The sequence below is a fragment of the Bradyrhizobium symbiodeficiens genome (assembly GCF_002266465.3).
Taxonomy (GTDB): Bacteria; Pseudomonadota; Alphaproteobacteria; order Rhizobiales; family Xanthobacteraceae; genus Bradyrhizobium; species Bradyrhizobium symbiodeficiens.
Map to the genome: position 1 here is coordinate 1,682,414 of NZ_CP029427.2, position 19,788 is coordinate 1,702,201.

The window sequence follows — 19,788 nt, forward strand, 5'->3', positions numbered from 1 at the left end:
ATTGATTGAATTGAATGAGTGGCATAGGCGCGGCACAAGCAGCCGGCCAAATCCTTCGTCAACGGAAGAAGAGGACGAGCCCCCATCCGACGAGGTAACAGAAAAAGACTTCTGGGAATGTAACTCTCACTGCAAATCCCTCGCTCTGAAGTGTACTGATTTCCGCGCTGTCGGAAGTGTCTTGGTACGCCCGGCATCGAGTTTGAACGCGGCCGTGAGGATCAAAATTAAAGGCCTGATGCGCCTTACGCGCAAAGCACTCGCATTGCGGCAAGGCTATCTCTCAAATGGAATATTCATCAACATTAAATAACGGAATACCTATTTCGTCGAGCCTCAATTGAGGCTAATATCTGCCTATTGGTGGTTATTTTATGGCCGGAGGGGCCAATGGATATTTTCAGACAGCGTCTTAGGCGTATTTCTGAGGAAAGTCAGCGACTGAACGGCTTCATGGTTGAAGTTCAGCGTTTGCGAAAATTGGTCGATGTGGCGGCAGCCGAAGCCCAAAACAGGCAACAAGAGCTCAAAGTGCAAAAAGGAACGTCGGCGCCGTTCGTCTTCCGGCGTGCAGGCGGGCTTTCAGGGGCGTGCCTTGATTGAGTAAACGAATCTGTTGCTGAGTTAGAGAAGGCGTTCGATCCAACGCGCTTCCTCGGTTCATCTTCGCGGTCTTCTTTGCGAGGTCGGGCATCCCGGCCGGAGCGACCGCGGTAGTTCAACCTAGGGCGGTGCAGTGTTCGTGTTGTCTTGATGAAGTTACGGCGAATGAGATCCGTGCCTTGTGGCGAGCGGAGGGCGCGCGGTGCCTTTGGAGAATGGCAGGTGCACCGGTTAGAGAGACTTAAACTCCAGCCCTTGTCATGGGTGGCGGTGGCGTGTCCTCAAAACCGATAGCTCGGTTCGACGATTCAATCGGCATGTGGTTCAGAACAAATCGTCTTGCGGAGCTAGTGTCGAGGACACTTTGTCCAGTTTGTTGCGCCTTTCGTGCTCCAACAAATATCGGATGCGACGTGCGCGAGAAATGCGGTCTCGCCACGAGTAGCCCATCAGAAATCCTGCGGGCAAGCCAACAAATACGATTCCCAATGCGGCGCCTAAAGCCAAATCCATCTCAGCGCGCCCTCTGACAGAGGTTGCTGCCAGGTTCACCAAGTGCCGAGACAAGCACGCAAGTATCTAACATCGGTTTTCTGTCGCATTCCCTAGGCGAAATCGCACGAGACGATGGGGTCTGCGCGGCGATGAGTGGAGGAAACCTGAATGTGTCGATTACTCGAGTTTCAATATCTTTCGGAGGGGCGGAACCGATGCGGCGTCCCGTCTAATCAAATTCTTGAGCCGCAATGCGGGTTTCTCGACCAATTTCCACGACAACATGGCAAACACAACAGTAAGCGGAAGGCCGAATAGCAAAATCACCCATCCATGCTGATATTCGGCCGGCAGGAAGTAGACCAGCGTCTGTTGTATCGGGAATCCAAACAAGTAGACTCCGTAGGAATAGTCTCCGCTTTGCAGAATGCGCGGAAGGTAAATCTTGCGCGTACCAAGGTAGATGACGAGGTACGTCAGCGCGAGCAGGCTAAATATGACGAGCGGCTCGTACGACAGGGCCCCAATCGCGACAGCGAAAGCTGCGACGGCGTTGCCTGGCGACATAACGAGACTATCATTCCAGTGGAAGGCGCAACAACCAACGACGAACGAAACAATCAATATTTTCCAGTCGGCGACGGCCAAAAAATTGTAGAGTTGTCCCCCTCTCAACACATAAATGCCCGTCAGGCCCAGTGATAGCAGGGCAATCAGCGTGCAGTACTTCCTGCTGAATGCTGCAGTCGATGCCATCATGAGTGCCATGAAGAGGTAACAGAAGAACTCCGGTTTCAGCGTCCAGAGATTCAGGTTCACGGCGTCAGGCACCGGATTGTGCAGGAATAGTCCGGGCAGGGAAAATTGCGCATTGCCCAGAATGTTCTGGAAGTACCTGAAAAACAGTGGGTCGGAGAAGTATTCGGACAAACCTTTCTCGCTGAGCCACGGGCCAAGAACCAGTGCACAGAGCGTAACCTCGACAATCAGCGCAGGTGCAATCCTCAATATGCGAAACAAGAGGAAGGTCGAAACGGCCCTCGTGCGGATGGCGCTTCCAGCCACGAGATAACCGCTGACGATGAAGAATATCGGAAGCACGGGCTTGACGAGCAACTTATGAATGGGATCGGCCGCGAATGCTTCGGCGGCCTCTGCGCCGTCACAAATGAACATGGCATGGAGTGTGAAAACCCAAACCGCGAGCAGGAGGCGGAGGGCGTCGAAGCCTGGGCCGTTGCCGTTGTGGACCCTCAGGATGTCTGCGGCGGTCAATCCGTGCAGTTTGTCAGTGCGATCTAAAGGCATACAGGTTCAATCGGTGAAATAACGGATTCTAATACATCGCGCGGCGAGCAGGGCGGACTTTTATTAAATCACGCCGACCGGATTTACCAGCTGTGCTGATCGTGCTGGTTACCGCGCCTGGGTCTGTCCCGCACGCAGTCGGCGCTCAGTCGACCGGGCATTATTGCATTATTCGGCCGGTTTTTACCTTGACTGGTCGATTGTCGGGCATTTTAATACGCCGAACAATTGGGATTTACTGGGGAGTTAATTGTATTAATTGGGTGGCCAAATAGATTGTCGGCTAATCTAAGTTGTGATGCCCGACAGCCCGGTGCCGTCTGCGAAAACGACCGGATGGATGACCTCGAGGAGCGAAGTCAGTAGCATGTCTCAATTCGGACAGGGCGAAAGGCGCTCGAAATATGCGGTCGCTATAAAGTTCGCATGGGTCATTCTGTGCCTGGTCGCAATGGCTGGCTGGACGTCTGCCCTCTTTTGGGGGGCAGTTCGTCTGGCCCACCTGTTGATAGCCTAGCGCATCAAGGAAACGATGGGGCGACGACGTAGCGCTGTTATCGTGAGCTGATGCGCGCCACCGGCCTCGGCCGCAAAATCATCGCCTCCCGGCGATGGATATTTTCGATCTCAACCACATGCCAATTCCACCCGGTCTTTAGCCAATCCCGAAGATCGATCGCTAAATCTTGCTTGCGTGAGGGCTCCCGCAGCTTAGGTTGCATTCAATCTGATCGATTCAATTTTCAAGGTCGATCTGCCTAATTTCGGGGTGCGGAAAACGTTTCGAGTTGATGAGAATTCATGTCTGGGGATCTACACCGTCGATTTCGGGAATTAAGGCGCTTGCGAAAATTGGTCGCCGAGCTCGAACGGCGGCTCGCTTTGCGCCATGCCCGTTCTTCTCAAGACGCCGTTCGTGATGCACAAGAGCCAACGGAAGCTAACCTGCCGATTGCGGATCGTAGCGACTAAGACTGCTCCGCTGTAAGGGATCAGTTCTATTTGACGCCGCGTTCGATCGAATCGCGAAATAAGACCGGGCTCGTCTCATTAGGTGTCAAGCGCACATAATACGTGACGTCGTCAAACTGGTTGGGGCGCTTCCGTCGATTGACAAATTAACGAGCGTGCTGCCGCCGTGACGTCTGATTATTGCGCTTGTGGAGGCAGGTGAGGGCGCCAAGGCCGCAATTGCACCTCTACCGTTGAGATCGGTGCTGCCGACTGCCCATTAAATGCGCGCGATCGAAATCGCAATTTGCTGACGCAGCAGCGGCTTTTCCCCAGCGGTGGACTGATTGTGGGGCCTCACGGTTCCCATGGCACATCTCGGTCGCAAAGTTATCACACGAGTACCGCTATCGGTTCAAATCCTCGTCTCCTGCGATGCCTAAAGGCCGTGTGGGGCGTACGAACCAACTGGATGATTCGGGCTTCGCCTGCTCCCGTCAAGCTTGCTTGGCGTGGCGTTCCTTGGGGTTGATCTCAGAAAGAGAGCTGTCAATGGCTGTTCAAGTGCCAACCATCGTGAATTTCTCTGCGGACAGCGGCACACTTGGTGACGGCGTTACGGATGCGAATGTCGTAACGGTGTGGGGCAAGGCCGATGCAAATACCACCGTAACGGTTTTTGACGGCACCACCCGGTTGGGGACGGCTACGACAAACAGTTCCGGCTCATGGTCGTTCACGACCCCGAAGCTCGCTGACAGCACACACAGCCTGACCGCTACGGCAAGCGACGGATCGAGCACCAGCGCTGCGTCGTCAGCTTTGTCGATTAAGGTGGTGCCAAGCGTAACTAAATTTGTGCCGGGCACGGACAATTGGAGCAACCCAAGCATCATCGACGGGCAAGGTTGGTACAGCGAAAATGCTGGACAATCGTGGAGCGTGACCACGCCAGACTCTCACACGGTCCGGATGGAATTGCGCGCCGGAGACATCTGGGCAGATGGGGACAGCTCTCGCTCCGAAATTCTCGCCGCCAATTCGGTTGCTAACGGCGATATTTTCAACGCTTCCTATTCGATGACGATCGAGCCCGGCACGTCAAACGTCAATTCCGGTCTGTCTTGGCTCTCGCTTACCCAAATGTACGGCCTGAATGGAGCCACGTTTTCCATTCAGCTCAAGGGCGAGCAGATGGCGGTTGTGGTCAATCTCAACGAGCCCACAGAAGAGCAGGTTTACATTGATCCCAGTGCGATTCAGCGAGGCCACGCGTACAGCATTCAGATTCAGGCGCGCTTCGCCTCGGATTCGTCTGGCTATCTCGAGATGTGGCGTGACGGTGTACAAATCGTCGACTATCACGGCGTGTTGGGAGACCCCGGAGCCAACTACAATCTAAAGCTTGGCATCTATCGTGGGGAGCCATCCGCCGCGAACTACACAATGGCGGCCGACTACAGCAATATCATCACGTCGACTGATCCGGCATTTCCGACGCCGCCGTTCGGAGGGACGACTGCTCCCGGACAAGCGCCTGTCATTCCGACGATCGGCTCCTTGTCAACCGACAGCAACGTGGTCGGCGACGGGATTACAAACGACAATACTCTGACGCTGACCGGCACGGCATCCGCGGGCAACACTGTCAAAGTCTACGATGGAACGACTTTGCTTGGGTCCGCTACGGTCGGTACGAATGGCACGTGGAGTTTCACCACCAGCGCGCTCTCGAACGGTAAACATAGTTTCTCCGCTTCGGCAACGTCCGCGGGTGGTACCAGCGCGCTCTCCAAGGCCCTTGCTGTAACTGTTGACACCGTTGCCCCCACCGCGCCGGTGATCAGTTCGTCTTCTCCCAACGCGAGCCGCAACACGGTGCTGACGCTGAGCGGTGCTGCCGAAGCGAACAGCAGCGTTAAAGTATTCGATGGAGCAACTCTCCTCGGTTCAGCGACGGCAAACGGAAGCGGAGCCTGGAACTTCACGACTGCAGCACTGTCGACGGGGGCGCATCACTTCACGGCGACAGCCATGGACGCGGCGGGCAACAGCAGCGGCGCTTCGTCCGCCTTCGACGTGACCCTCCAGGCTCCGGCTAGCACGCCAACGGTATCTTCCGTGTCGGCGTCCGGTTCCAAGATCGTTTCTGGAAATGGCAATCTCGCGGCCGGAAGTGTCGTTGCACTGACAGTCAAATTGAGTGAGGCGGTGACAGTGGCCGGTGGCACGCCGACGCTGACGCTGAACGACGGCGGCAAGGCGACTTACACCTCCGGTTCGGGCACCAATACGCTGACCTTCAGCTATACCGTGGGAGCCGGCCAGAACACCTCCGATCTTACGGTGACGGCGGTCAACCTGAACGCGGCGACGGTCAAGGGCGGGACAGGTGTCGCGGCCAATTTGACGGGGGCAGTGTCAAATCCGTCCGGGACACTTCAAATCGACACCACGGCACCGACGGTGGCGTCGGTTGCCGCTTCGGGCAGTGGCATCACGGCGGGCAGCGGCAAGCTGAGCACGGGCAATGTGGTCACGCTGGCGGTGAAGCTGAGTGAGGCCGTGACGGTGGCCGGCGGCACGCCCACGCTGACGCTGAACGACGGCGGTACGGCGACTTATACCGGAGGCTCGGGCACCAATACGCTGACCTTCAGCCACACCGTAGGCGCTGGCCAGAAGGCCTCTGACCTCGCGGTTACGGCGGTCAACCTGAACTCGGCGACGGTGAAGGATGGCGCGGGTAACGCGGCTAACCTGGTTAGTGCGGTCGTCAATCCGTCAGGGACGCTTCAAGTAAACGCCACGACGCCAACGACCCCGACGGTGGCGTCGGTTGCCACCTCGGGCAGTGGCATCACGTCGGGCAACGGCAAGCTGAATGCCGGCGATGTGGTCACGCTGGCGGTGAAGCTGAGTGAGGCGGTGACAGTGGCCGGTGGCACGCCGACGCTGACGCTGAACGACGGCGGCAAGGCGACTTACACCTCCGGTTCGGGCACCAATACGCTGACCTTCAGCTATACCGTGGGAGCCGGCCAGAACACCTCCGATCTTACGGTGACGGCGGTCAACCTGAACGCGGCGACGGTCAAGGGCGGGACAGGTGTCGCGGCCAATTTGACGGGGGCAGTGTCAAATCCGTCCGGGACACTTCAAATCGACACCACGGCACCGACGGTGGCGTCGGTTGCCGCTTCGGGCAGTGGCATCACGGCGGGCAGCGGCAAGCTGAGCACGGGCAATGTGGTCACGCTGGCGGTGAAGCTGAGTGAGGCCGTGACGGTGGCCGGCGGCACGCCAACGCTGACGCTGAACGACGGCGGTACGGCGACTTATACCGGAGGCTCGGGCACCAATACGCTGACCTTCAGCCACACCGTAGGCGCTGGCCAGAAGGCCTCTGACCTCGCGGTTACGGCGGTCAACCTGAACTCGGCGACGGTGAAGGATGGCGCGGGTAACGCGGCTAACCTGGTTGGTGCGGTCGTCAATCCGTCAGGGACGCTTCAAGTAAACGCCACGACGCCGACCGCACCGTCCGCACCGACGACGACGGTGGCGTCGGTTGCGGCCTCGGGCACTGGCATCACATCGGGCAACGGCAAGCTGAATACCGGCGATGTGGTCACGCTGGCGGTGAAGCTGAGCGAGGCGGTGACAGTGGCTGGCGGCACGCCCACGCTAAAGCTGAACGACGGCGGCAAGGCGACTTACACCTCCGGTTCGGGCACCAATACGCTGACCTTCAGCTATACCGTGGGAGCCGGCCAGAACACTTCCGACCTTGCGGTGACGGCGGTCAACCTGAACTCGGCGACGGTCAAGAACAGCAATGGTCGCAGCGCCAATCTGGCCGGCGCGGTCACGAATCCGTCGGGCACGTTGCAGATCGATACTGCTGCGCCAGCCGTGTCGTCGATGATATTCTCCGGAAACGGCCTCACTGGTGGAAGCGGCAAGCTCGTGTTTGGTCAAACCGCCCCGCTGACAATGAGTTTCAGCGAGCCCGTGACCGTCGTCGGGGGCACACCCACCCTAAAACTGAACGATGGTGGTACAGCAACCTATGTCGGTGGCTCGGGTACCAATGCCTTGAAGTTCAGCTACTCGGTGGGACTTGGTCAGAACACTTCCGACCTCGCGGTAACAGCGGTCAACCTGAATTCCGCGACCGTCAAGGACGCCGCTGGCAACGCCGCCAGCCTGGCTAACGCGATAATCAATCCCCCAGGAACGTTGCAGGTCGATACGACGGTCCATCTCACGAAGGCTGGGGATTCCTTCTTCCTGCTGAATGCCAATGGTACGGGGCCTTCGCTCAAATATGAGGGGACCACGCTCACATCGAGCCGTGACTTCACGTGGTATCGACCAATAGCCGCCGTGCAGACTGAAACGGGCTATGACGTCGCGCTCAAAGACAACAGCAAGAGCCAATATATGATCGTCAGCGTCGACAATGGGGGCAACTGGACCAAAAACCTCTCGCCTATCGTGTCGGGAACAGATCCGGTGCTCAAGCCGTTCGAGAGCGTTTTCCGCCTGGATATGAATGGTGATGGTGTCATTGCGGCTTCAAACGCGAGTAATGTCTCGAAGGCCAGTGCAAGTTCCTCCGTCGCCGATGGCAGCGCCGCGTCTACGGACGGGTCTGACACCGTTGCAGCCATGAAGTTCGCCGTCCCGGTCGGTGATCCAACAGCGTCGGTCCAACCAAGCCAAAAGGTGGACGCATCCACGAGCAGCTCCTGGGACAACTCGGCGCTTACGTTGGATCATCGCCTTGCGCTATTCACACAACATATCGCTTCGGCTTTCCCATCCTCGTCAATAAGCGGGGTCGACGGCTCGTCGTTCGGTCAGTCCGCGTGGAGAGGCACGGAGCCATCGAACCTGGCGAAGCCAGTGCCGGCCCAGCAGCATGCTCAAGCGGGGGCAACAATCTGATATCGCGCCAGTGCGGGAGGAGTGTCGTTAGATGCTACTCCCGCGCGAACCGGGCGGCTACGACCGTGTCAGCAGAAATCTCACCTGAATTGCGCTGCCGCTTTGCGAGCGTCAGTCCGAAGTTGGCCGCGAGCCATCCGAGCATATGGCTGTAGCAGGCTGGGCGGATCATTCTCTTGCTGGTCACAGGAGAATTGCCCCGCGTTGGCCCGGCGAGGTTTGGGCCCCAGGTAAGGATCGATTCCAGAAACGTCGCTTAGACGGCGAAGATGAAATCCTGGGCCGTTAGCACATGCGCGCTATGCACGACAACTTCGTTCCCAGCGCTGAATGTTATCGTGCTTTCGTTCGTGGTCGTATCGAGCGCTGAAATGTTCAGCTGGCTCATATTGGTTATACCCAAGCCGGCAACGTCAATATGATCTCTTCCCAGGGCGGATCCGCCACCTTGGCCAAAATCCTCGATCTTGTCGTGGCCGTTCCAGGCAGCGAAGACGAACACATCATTTCCGCCCCGAGCATTGCCCAGCATCAATTGGGCATCGCCCCACATGTCATCATTTCCGGTCCTGGAGATGATGGTGTCAGCTCCACCCCGGGCGTGGTCGGCCATCAACTGTGCGTCGCCAACCAAGACGTCGTTGTAACTGCCGATCGCTAAACCATTGGCATCGTTCCCGCCGATCAATACGTCGTTCCCACCAACAGCATGACCATACATTTTCTCGGCGTCGCCATAGGCGAAATTGAAGGAAGCCTCTCCGCCGGTGAAATGATCGTAGCCTCCGCGAGAGTTGCCAATCATTTCCGCGGCATCGCCAACGAACGTGTTTGTCGAGTTCAAAACGCCTACGAATGAATCGTTGCCGCCCCGTGCGCTGCCGAACATCTGGCCGCCAGCATCGCCATAGAACAGATGCGTCGTTGTCAGGCCGGTCGCACCGATTCCTGAAAAGGAGTCGTCGCCCCCAACCGAGTGGCCACCCATGCTGGCGCCTACGTCACCGTAGAACGTCGATGATGCCCTAGATACGAACATGACGTCGTCGCCACCATGAGCGTTCCCCGATGCATCTCCTGCGGCGTCTCCATAGAAGAGGAATGACGTGGGTCTTATCCCAGCGCCGCTGCCCGTAAACGAGTCGTCGCCACCGGTCGCATTAAGGAGCAAATTGCCGCCAGCATCCCCGTAGAATGTGGCCGCTCCGCCAAATCCTCCAACGGTGACCGTGAAGGAATCGTCTCCCCCATGCCCGTGATCCGTAATATCGCCGCCAGCGTCACCGTAGAAGACGCGTCCTGGAGGAGTCAGAGTCGAACTTATGATGGCTACGTCGTTCCCGCCGCTGGCATGGCCGGAAATGTTTCCGCCGGCGTCACCATAGAACGTCGCTCCGACGCCGGTTAAAAGGTCGTCGCCGCCGTGGGCATGTCCTGCCAGATTTTGGCCCGCATCCCCGTAGATCGTCAGCGCGCCGTCGCCGCCCGACGAGTTGATCTTGTCATTTCCGCCAGACGCGTAACCCGAAACGGAGCCGGCTGCGTCACCATAGACCGTGTACTTGCTGTTGAAGCCAATCACCGTGGTGAATGTGTCGGTGCCTCCTGACGCATGCCCTAGCAAGTCGCCGCCCGCGTCGCCGACGAACACGGTGGGAGCGATTGTCTTTCCAAAAAACGTATCGTCGCCGCCGGCCGCAAAGCCGGACATGTCTCCACCGGCGTCACCATAGAAGTAGTTGTTCGAGTTGATACCCGTGTCGCCGCCGACGGCTACAGAAAACGAGTCGTTTCCGCCCTTGGCATGCCCCGAGGCGTTGCCGCCTACGTCACCAAAAAAAGTGTTCTCGGAGCTTCGAACGGCAGTAAAGGTGTCGGCGCCGCCGACTCCGAAGCCTCGGATCGCTGTAACCCCGTCGCCAAAAAAGATGTTCGTGGATCTGGCTCCGCCAGTGAAGGCATCGTCTCCACCGACCGAGTGATTTAGTATTGCTTTTTCGGCGTCGCCCACGAAAAAATTATAAGAATTATCGTCACCGATATAATCGTCGTCAGTTCCGTCTTGATGGCCGCGCAGGTTTCCCCTTGCCAATGGAACCTTTTTCATGCGACGCTCCTCGAAACTTCATGGTTTATTTAAATTAAAAAGTAGCCTGATTGTCCATCCACCGATTGTCAATGTGATTTCGTTTTAAAGAATCGCTGTTCATATTTGCGCGGCTTATGAATGATCAAATTTTAAATTTGAGGCCTGTCGTTGGTCGACCAGTTTACTCTTTATTATTTTATTTCATCAAGTAAAGTGGAGTTAATCATGAATTGCTCCGACGGCATTTCCGTCCAGGCTTTGCGCCAAAGGATGCAATGGATGACACAGCAGATCGATGAGTTGCGGGAGCTCCGGGAGCGGGTTCGTGCGGCCGAAACGATGCGCTCAGGCGCCGGCTTGAGATCGGCCAGTCGACGTCAAACTCGCAACCCGGGGCAGCGCAGCACCTAAATCCCGGAATGTCGTGCCAGGGAAACAAAATTGCTTCAAACCACGAGTCTTTCGATGATCAGGAAGCCAATTAACTCTCTTCTGTCTTAGCTCTGTTTGAATGCGTGTTATTGCTTTAGTGTTTTTTCTCTAGCCGGTTTAGCTCAGGGTAGAGCGCCGTCATCGTATGACGGAGGTCGGGAGTTCAAGTCTCTTCAACCGGCACCAGTTTCGCTCAGACCAGTTGGGTGGCCGCTATACTGGCCCCGGGTCGTTAGCTTGTGTCCGGCGCGTCGCTCTTGATTAGCTTCCCGACATCCTCATTTCCGAATTCGTGCTCGAGCACGTCAATGACTTCAAATCGCCCTATAAGCCACCCGCTCAAGGGCTGGCCCTGGATGGCGTTCTGGCTCGCCTAAGCGATTACGACAGCCACAATCTTTCTGAAGAGTGGATTGGTCGTCATTCTGACGCGCCGTGGCCGCTTGTCCGCGGGAAACGTACTCATTTGACCAGTCGAGTGAACCATTGCGAAGCGTCGAAGAAGCGGTGGTCTCCGCGCGCCAGAGACGCCAACCCAGCTTTGTTTCAGGCGGACCAGAGGTCTGCGACATCGATCTTGGACGTCGGCTGAAATTGCGAGCGTTGAAACGTCGTGGTTTCGCACCATCGTGCGAGCAGCTCGTCGAGTTCGTCTCTCGGCTTCATGGAGCTGAAGGTGTGATCAGCATCCTGAAAAAATTCCAACTGCAGTGATGCACCGAAAGACACCTTGGGAAAGGCGTTGATGAATTGTTCGCGGTAGGTTTGACGAGGCGCATGGTGACGGCCGGTACAAACAACCAGGAGCCTTATCCCTGCCTCGGCGGTAACTCCATAGACCTTCTCAAGCGAGGCCTGCGCGTCAAATCCTTGATACACAAGATGCTGGGGGCCCCCCTCTCTACGAAGTACCCGTTCGACGATGCGCCGAATGAGCTTGCTCTTGTGCAGACGGAAATCTTTCCAGCTCCGGACGTCGCGCAGACGGCGATAGAAGTAGTCGATGAAATAACGAGTGGTCGGAGGGATGTAAGGATCGATCAATACCAGTCCGACGACCCGCTGATCTGAAAAACCATATAAGATCGCATGATCGGCCCCGGAACACAGGCCGACCAGAACGACCCGCTGAATTCGACGCGTTGTCTGCAGCCAGTCCAGGGCCGCTCCAATGTCTTCGAAATTGGACTGGAGCAGCGGTTGTTCGGACGAGTGCGGCGAGCTATCCCCAAGGCCGGAGAAGTCGAACCGCAGAACCGTGACGCCGGCCCGCGCAAGCTTCCGTGACATCGACACGTACATCCGATGATGGCCGACGCGATGAATCGTCCCGGTGTTGAGGATGACGACCGCTAAATCGCTTTCAACAACCGGCGCGGCAGGATTTACGACGATTCCGACGAGACTCTTATCCGGACCGAATTGCGCAACCCGTTCGACGATTTCGTGCTCTATCGCAGCCACTCGGTGATCCGTTCAAATATCTCAACTGGCAAGCCCTCTTCCTGCTCGGCGGAATCTTTCCAGGGGGAGGACGCCTTCAAGGTTACAGTTTCGCTGTCGTTCGACATGCTCCGGATCTTGAAGTCAGGACCGAATTGCGCAACCCGTTCGACGATTTCGTGCTCTATCGCAGCCACTCGGTGATCCGTTCAAATATCTCAACTGGCAAGCCCTCTTCCTGCTCGGCGGAATCTTTCCAGGGGGAGGACGCCTTCAAGGTTACAGTTTCGCTGTCGTTCGACATGCTCCGGATCTTGAAGTCAGGGTTCTGGGTCTCGCTGAAGATCGTCAAGACCCTCGGGGCGGGGGTTATCTCCTGCGAACGCAGATCGATGGAGGTGAGCCCTTGAACAAAGGATGATGACACGAGGAGGCCACTCAATTCAGACGCCGCGGTGTCTGATGCGCCACTCATCGCCAAATCAAAAGCCCTCATATGATGGCCGCTCCGCCAATCCCGCAATTCTTTTACGTATTGGGAGCCGGATATGATTGGCTCCCACAGGACCATGCTTTCGACGTCGGCAGCGAGGCGAGGCGCCAGTTCGACGGCAAGAGTGGCGCCAAGGCGCATGCCGACGATGACGATACGCGCCCTGCCGCTTAGCTCCTTCAATTCTCTCAGCGCTGTCAATATGTCGTCCTTCCAGCCACCAAGTTCAGCGTCGACTGTCTCCCCGCCGGAATCTCCAGTGCCAAAATAGTCGAACCTCAGCGTGTCAAAGCCGGCCGCGCACAGGCGTCTGGAGAGAATCCGCATTGCTCGGTGGGCGTTCGTATACTCCATTCCCCAAGAGCCGCAGAGCAGCACCGCCCCAGCGCCTGCACTGCGCACTGCCGGCTCATATGCCCCGAAGAGCCGCCGCTGTTTTGATCCGAAGAAAAACGGTAACATCGACTGAACTGGCTAAGCAGTCTTACGAGCGACGACCTCGGCGATCTGTCGCAGAGTTTTGAAGTACAGCGTTCGCGGATCTAGCGCCAGTCCAGTGCGCTGCCTGATGATGCCCACCATTCTCACTGCCAGGAGCGAGTGACCACCCAGTTCGAAAAAATTATCATCTGCATGGATGCTCCTTGCCTTGAGTAAATCATGCCAAATGTCGGCTATCAGCTTCTCTGCTTCTGAAGCCGGCGCGGCGCGCTCCTCGGTCGCGTGCGCGCCAACAGCGAACGGATCCGGCAAAGCTTTACGATCGATCTTTCCGTTCGGTGTCATAGGCACGCTATCAACGTTCACAATGAGAGCGGGGATCATATAGTCCGGGAGATACGTCCGTAAATGGCCTCGCAACTCGCTGGCAGTTGGCTCCTCGTCCCGGCAGACAACATAGGCGATCAGACGGTTGTCATCCGCCGTTAGTTCGCGCGCCACAACGACCGCTTCCGTCACGGCAGGATGCTTCCGCAAAGTAAGTTCAATTTCGCCGGTTTCGATCCGAAAGCCACGAACCTTGATTTGGCTGTCAATCCGGCCGAGATGGAAGAGTTCGCCAGAGGAGCTCCATTTACCCAGATCACCCGTCCTGTAAACCCTCTCGTTGCGATCATTGGCGAAGCGATCGGGGACGAAGCGGTCGGCCGTCAATTCCGGCCGATGGTGGTATCCAACGGCTACGCCTTCCCCTGCTATAAGGATTTCGCCTGGAATGCCAATCGGCGCCAACGCACCTTCGCGATCAACGATGTAAATGCGTGTATTGTCTATTGGACGCCCGATTGAAATAGCCGCTTCACCGGGCTGGATTCTCATCACTGTCGACCAGATGGTCGTCTCGGTCGGGCCATATAGATTCCAGAGTTCACTGACACGTAAGAGCAGCGCATCAGCGAGATCGCGAGAAAGACCCTCGCCGCCACAAAGCGCCTTGAGCCCTTTGCTTCCATCCCAGCCGCTCTCAATCAGCATGCGCCAGGTCGCAGGTGTTGCCTGTAGCACTGTAGCTTCACTTTCGGCAATGAGGCGTGACAGCGCAGTTCCGTCGGAGGCCGCCTCGGCGGACGCCAATTCAATTCGGGCGCCGACGCTTAGCGGCAGGTAAAGTTCGAGGCCAGCGATATCAAACGAGATCGTCGTTACGGCCAACAAAACGTCATCCCGAGTGAGGCCGGGAGTGTGGGACATGGAGACCAGGAAGTTCGAAAGCGATCGGTTCGAAATGGCAACGCCCTTTGGCTGCCCCGTCGAGCCAGAAGTGTAGATGATATATGCAATGCCCGACAAAGAGGGTTCGTGATCTGCCCCAATATCTGCCGCCTCGCCGGCGGAGACGAGGTCCTCGTATACAACGATACGGACACTGGCCGGCGCCTCTAGCCGCTCCTTCGATCGATCGTCAGACACAACTACACGGCAGCCGCTGTCGTCCAACATGTATGCGAGACGCTTTGCCGGGAAGGACGGATCGAGAGGAACGTAATGGGCGCCTGCCTTTTGTATTCCAAGCAGTACAACGATCAGCTCAATCGATCGCGTCATACACAGTGCGACACCAGAACCGGATCTGATGCCCAGGTTTTGAAGCGAGCGCGCTATTGTGTTGGCCCGCTCGTCGAGAGCGGCGTAGCTAATTGTTTGGCCCTTGAAGGATATCGCCGTGGCATCTGGTTGCCGCTCGACCTGGCGCCGGAACATGGTCAAGAAATGGGAAGGACTGGCGGATGCCGAGGGGGCGTTCCATTCGCGCAGGAGCAGCTGCTTTTCGTCCGACGGCAGCATCGAGATCGAAGCGATGCTCAGGGCCGGATCATCGACGATGCCTTCCAGTATCTGCAGATATTGGGCGGCGAAGCGCTTGACCGTATCCGGCTCGAACAAGTCGGTATTGTACTCAAAGGTCACCGTATGCGACAGCTGCGCGTCAATCGATACGCTTAATTCGAACTGCGCGCCGCCTCTGTCTATGATGGCGGGCTCCCATTTCAATTCGTCGAATGTGACGCCGTAGAATGGCGCATTCAGCATGTTGAACATCACCTGTACCAGTGGCGCTCTGCTGTTGTCTCGTGCCTGATGTACTTCCTGAACGAGCCTGTCGAAGGGAACGTCCTGACGCGCATATGCATCCAAGGCCGTTGCACGTACTCGCTTTAGAAAGTCTAGAAAGCGCGGAGTCCTGCCGAGATCGACGCGCAGCGCCAGCGTATTGACGAACGTACCGACCATGTTTTCCATGTCGCTATGCGTCCGGTTTGCGATCGGTGCACCGATCGCAAAATCGGTCTGCCCCGTCAGGCGGAACAGTTGAACAGCAAATGCTGCGAGCATGGTCATGAACAGCGTGCCGCCCTCGTTCCTGCTCAATTGATCGAGCTTGGAAAGGAGCGACGGGTCGATCGGCAAGACGTGACTGGCCCCGTTGAGCCCACGCACCTTAGGGCGGGGGAAATCAATGGGCAACTCCAGTGCGGGGAGCTCATTCAGCTTTTTCAGCCAGTATTCAAGCTGGCCACGTGTCTGATGTTCAGTTTGGTGTCGGTGCTGCCACTGGGCATAATCCCTATAGTGAAGCGCTATCGGTTCGAGGCCGACGGGCCGGCCTGCGCGAAGAGCGTTATATGCGACTGCAAGTTCGCGGCCGATAATCCCCACCGACCATTGATCGCCCGCAATGTGATGGAGTGTCAGTTGCAACAGGTGCTCGTTGTCAGCAACTCGAAAGAGCGTCGCACGCATAACCGGTCCTCGGGCAAGATCAATGGGCAATCTCGCCTCTGCCTGAGCTCTCTGCAGCGCCTCTGTGAGGGCTCCAATTCCGAATGAGCGCAGATCGGTGACCACAAGCTCTTCAGGCTGCCACGGCTGAATCTGCGGTCGGACTTCGCCATCCTCCTCGAAATAGATAGTCCGGAGGTTCTCATGTCGCTGGCGCAACTCATCCAGAGCGCCGGAAAACGCGCGAACATCCAATCGCCCAAGGAGCCGGATCGCGCCACTCAGATTGTAGGCTGTGTTGGTCGGATCGAGCGACTGGATGACCCACATGCGCCGCTGCGAATATGAGAGGGCATCAGTTTTCTCGGATGAGGGCTCGATCTGAGGTCTGATCGCAGACCTCTCGACCGCCTGAAGTGCATCGTCGATGCGGAGGCTCAAGGCCGCGAGGGTCCGCGCCTCAAAAACGGCCTGCAGGGGCAACTCGACGCCGAAAACGCGAGTTATCCGCGAAGCAACCTGCGTCGCCAGCAACGAATGTCCGCCGAGGTCAAAAAAGTCGTCGAGTCTGCCAAACAGGTCGGTCCTTAGAACCTCCCGCCAAATGTCGTAGAGAGCTTGCTCGGTGGCCCCCTGCGGCGGAACACTTGATTCGTGAGATCGAGATTCTCCGGGCCATTCCCTTGCGGCAAGCGATTTCCGGTCCAGTTTTCCGTTCGCGTTGAGCGGCATTGCAGCCAATCGCACGAAAGCAGTCGGATGCATTGGTTGAGGTAGTGTGCGCGAGAGGACATCCCGGATCGTCTGCAGGCGCGGTCCTTGCTCTGGATGAACGTCCGTGTAGTAGGCAATCAGCTGCGGTTGCGCAGTCTGATCCTCACGTACGACAACAGCCACCTGTCCGATCCCCGGGATGCGCGCCAAAGTGAGCTCGATCTCAGGCAATTCAATTCGGACACCGCGAATTTTGACCTGGAGGTCATTGCGACCAAGGAACTCGATCGCACCATCTTCACGCCAACGACCGAGATCGCCGGTCTTATAAAGACGCGCCCTCGAAACCGAATGATCGAAAGGATCCGGTACGAATCTCTCGCCGGTCAATTGCTCATTGTTCAAATAGCCACGACCGACGCCGGTGCCCCCAATGTAGATTTCGCCGGTAGCTCCGAGCGGCACCGGCTGCATAAATCGATCGAGAATGTAAAGCTGGAGGTTCGCGATCGGGCGACCAATAGGTACAATCCCTGCCAACTCGGTTTCGCTGCAATCCCAATGGGTGACATCGATGGCGGCTTCCGTTGGGCCGTATAAATTGTACAGCTTCACCCATGGCAGTGCAGCGAGGCATCGTTGGGCCAGGCTGGCCGACAGCTCCTCGCCGCTGCAGATCACGCGGCGCAGCGATTTGCAGTCCTCGAGACCGGGGCCCTCGAGGAACGTCGCCAGCATCGACGGGACGAAATAGATCGTAGTGACCGTTGTCTCTCGAATGACCCGCTTCAGATAATCTGCATCCAGGTGGCCTAATGGTTCAGCCATCACAAGCCTGGCCCCTGCAAACAGGGGCCAAAAGAACTCCCAAACTGATACGTCGAATCCGAAGGGGGTCTTCTGCAATACAGCATCATCGCCAGTGAGACGATACTCGTCTTGCATCCATTGAAGCCGGTTTGCGACGCCGCGATGCTCGTTCATGGCCCCCTTTGGAGCGCCCGTAGAGCCCGAGGTGTACATCACGTAAGCCAGGGAACGTTGATTCAGTCCAACTTCCCGGGAGTTCATATTCTCGCCAGAAAACCGGGCGATGTCGTCGGCATGTCCATCAAGTAGCACGATCTCGGCCGTTGACGCAGGAAGACCCGCGCGCAAGGCCTGTATGCTCAGTAAGATGGATGGCGCTACGTCGGCGAGCATCGCTGCAATTCGATCTTTAGGAAGCGTGGGATCGATCGGGACATATGCTGCGCCACACTTCAGAATCCCCAACAAGGCGATCACCATCTCGGCGGATCGTTCGAAGCAAGCGGGGATCAGCGTTCCTGGCCCGGCACCGCGTGAGCGGAGAAAATGGGCCAGCCGGTTCGCGCGACAATTCAGTTGCTCGTAAGTCAAGGAAGCGTCGCCAATAGACAGCGCTGTGGCGGTTGGGACTGTCTTGACCCGCTCCTCAAAGAACTCGTGGATCAAGCGGTCGTCGTAAGATCTCTTAGACGAGTTGAATTGGCGAACGACGCATTCGCGTTCAGTGGCTGACACAATGTCGACGCGGCCACAGATCGTCTCCGGCTTCACGGCACATTCGTTCAGGAGCATAACCCACCGGTCACGATGTGCTTCGAGCTCACGCGAGGAATACCGGACGGAATTGGCTACGATGTCGAAGCGATAGCCGGTCTCGTTATCGTCACCATAGTAGACAAGCTGGATGTCTTCTACGCGCCAATTTCCAAGTGGCCGACGACGAATCCTGCGCCCAGCAAGTTCCACGCTTTGATCCAGCGGAGTGTAGTTTACGAAGGCCGAGTAGATATTCGGCTGACTGGGGGATAAGCCCAGGTCACGCCGCAAATCTTCGGCGCGATAGAGTTGATGCCGATAAGCCTCGCGCAGGGCGCGTGCCGTCCGGCCCAGTAGTGAGTCGAAACTCTCATCCAGGTCGATGGACAGCCGGACGGGAATGATATTCGTAGCTAGGCCAACGGCGCGTCTTGGTCGAGGCCCCAGCCGGCCGCCGACCTGCATTCCCAAGACAAGATCACTTTGTCCCGTCATGCGGCAGAGATAAAGCGCCGTTGCTGCCATCAAGACACAAGGTATGCCTGCCCCGTGCTTCCGTCCCAAGACCTCCAGATTGGAGGACAACGGGATTCGGCCCGTGATTTGATTGACGTCCGGGCCGGGAGGTAAACGTCGCGTGGATAGGGTTACGGGAGCTGGCGGATCCTTGAGGACGCCGAGCCAATAGTCGTGATCCCGCGCGCGCAGGGCCGATCCCTGGTAGGTCAGTTCGGCTTCCAAAAGGTCGTTGAACGGCCCGACCTTGTTGGAGAGAAGCTCCCGACCACTCACGAACCCATTGTACAGTTCGAAGACTCTGCGAACGACGAGTGCCCAACCAGCTCCATCGTTCGCTATGTGATGATTTACTGCATACCAAAAGTAGTGATCGGCTTCGATTCGAAGCAGCGCAAAACGAAACAACGGGCCTTCGGACAATTCAAAGGGCCGCGCCATGTCGGCCCGCATCCATGCCTCGGCAGCAGCGTGCGCATCGGCCTCCTTGCGGAAGTCGAGATGGTGCATGATCCAATCATCGTTGCTTCCTGCGTACTGTCTTGGACCAGCATCAGTCTCGATCACGCGCACACTTAACGCATCGGCCTCTTGCACGGTCGATCGCACCGCTCGTTCGAAGGCGTTCTCGTCAACGGCATGGCAAAGTTCGATGCATTCGCCGATGTTGAATGCAGGGTCGCTCCGGTCTAGCGCCTGAGCCAGCCAAATGCCCAGCTGACCTTGCGTTAGAGGCAGTAGTTCTGAATTTTCAAAGTTTGAATTATCAAAGTCCAAGGGAAAATCTGCTCCCGGCCGGTCCGAAATTTACCGTCCTCAATCACTTCGCAGCTATGCTGTTGCGATACCACAGATTTCATAATACTGGAATAATCTACCGCGACGCCAATATCACGTGTATAGGATTAACAAAGCGCCCAACGGGGAACCGGAGCGCGATTTGTTCAAGGCGCGAAAGTGTGATTTCGGGTGTGTCACTTTGCCGCCGGATACTTAACAGCGC

Annotated in this window: 8 protein-coding genes and 1 tRNA gene; 3 read left to right on the forward strand and 6 right to left on the reverse strand. The window is 57.1% G+C overall.

All coding sequences use genetic code 11. The annotated features are described in order from the left end of the window. Positions 1-390: 390 nt before the first annotated feature. Complete coding sequence (locus tag CIT39_RS07855; RefSeq protein WP_140477495.1) at positions 391-603, forward strand: hypothetical protein; 213 nt, start codon at positions 391-393, stop codon at positions 601-603. Positions 604-1,275: 672 nt separating this feature from the next. Here the strand turns inward: CIT39_RS07855 and CIT39_RS07860 are convergent. Further along, positions 1,276-2,373: an acyltransferase family protein gene (locus tag CIT39_RS07860; protein ID WP_334273091.1), complete on the reverse strand. Its 1,098-nt coding sequence runs from the start codon at positions 2,371-2,373 to the stop codon at positions 1,276-1,278. A 1,536-nt stretch (positions 2,374-3,909) separates the two neighbouring features. Here CIT39_RS07860 and CIT39_RS07865 point away from each other — a divergent pair. Then, positions 3,910-8,310: a beta strand repeat-containing protein gene (locus CIT39_RS07865; protein ID WP_162308401.1), complete on the forward strand. Its 4,401-nt coding sequence runs from the start codon at positions 3,910-3,912 to the stop codon at positions 8,308-8,310. Positions 8,311-8,566: 256 nt separating this feature from the next. Here CIT39_RS07865 and CIT39_RS07870 read toward each other — a convergent pair whose 3' ends face one another. After that, complete coding sequence (locus CIT39_RS07870) at positions 8,567-10,417, reverse strand: calcium-binding protein (protein WP_094972798.1); 1,851 nt, start codon at positions 10,415-10,417, stop codon at positions 8,567-8,569. Between the two features lie 525 nt (positions 10,418-10,942). On the opposite strand from CIT39_RS07870, the gene CIT39_RS07875 reads away from it, so the two are divergent. Then, positions 10,943-11,017: transfer RNA gene (locus CIT39_RS07875), tRNA-Thr, on the forward strand. A 360-nt stretch (positions 11,018-11,377) separates the two neighbouring features. Here the strand turns inward: CIT39_RS07875 and CIT39_RS07880 are convergent. Genes CIT39_RS07880 through CIT39_RS07895 form a run of 4 tightly spaced genes read right to left on the reverse strand, consistent with a single transcriptional unit; the run spans position 11,378 to position 19,562 of the window. Next, the gene (locus tag CIT39_RS07880) at positions 11,378-12,295 is read right to left on the reverse strand and encodes an alpha/beta fold hydrolase (protein ID WP_094972800.1); all 918 of its coding nucleotides are present in this window, start codon (positions 12,293-12,295) and stop codon (positions 11,378-11,380) included. Next, the gene (locus CIT39_RS07885) at positions 12,283-12,471 is read right to left on the reverse strand and encodes a hypothetical protein (protein WP_094972801.1); all 189 of its coding nucleotides are present in this window, start codon (positions 12,469-12,471) and stop codon (positions 12,283-12,285) included. Before CIT39_RS07885 ends, CIT39_RS07880 begins: the two co-directional genes overlap by 13 nt. Beyond that, entirely contained in the window at positions 12,459-13,229 is a 771-nt protein-coding gene (locus tag CIT39_RS07890; RefSeq protein WP_094972802.1) for an alpha/beta fold hydrolase, read from the reverse strand. Before CIT39_RS07890 ends, CIT39_RS07885 begins: the two co-directional genes overlap by 13 nt. 12 nt (positions 13,230-13,241) lie before the next feature. Further along, a complete protein-coding gene (locus CIT39_RS07895) occupies positions 13,242-19,562 on the reverse strand; it encodes a non-ribosomal peptide synthetase (protein WP_094972803.1) in 6,321 nt (2,106 codons plus the stop codon). Positions 19,563-19,788: the final 226 nt, after the last annotated feature.

Excerpts from the sequence above, each read along its gene's own strand:
- CIT39_RS07865 (WP_162308401.1), top strand. The coding sequence starts at position 3,910 with ATGGCTGTTCAAGTGCCAACCATCGTGAATTTCTCTGCGGACAGCGGC.
- CIT39_RS07855 (WP_140477495.1), top strand. The coding sequence starts at position 391 with ATGGATATTTTCAGACAGCGTCTTAGGCGTATTTCTGAGGAAAGTCAG.
- CIT39_RS07870 (WP_094972798.1), bottom strand. The coding sequence starts at position 10,417 with ATGAAAAAGGTTCCATTGGCAAGGGGAAACCTGCGCGGCCATCAAGAC.
- CIT39_RS07890 (WP_094972802.1), bottom strand. The coding sequence starts at position 13,229 with ATGTTACCGTTTTTCTTCGGATCAAAACAGCGGCGGCTCTTCGGGGCA.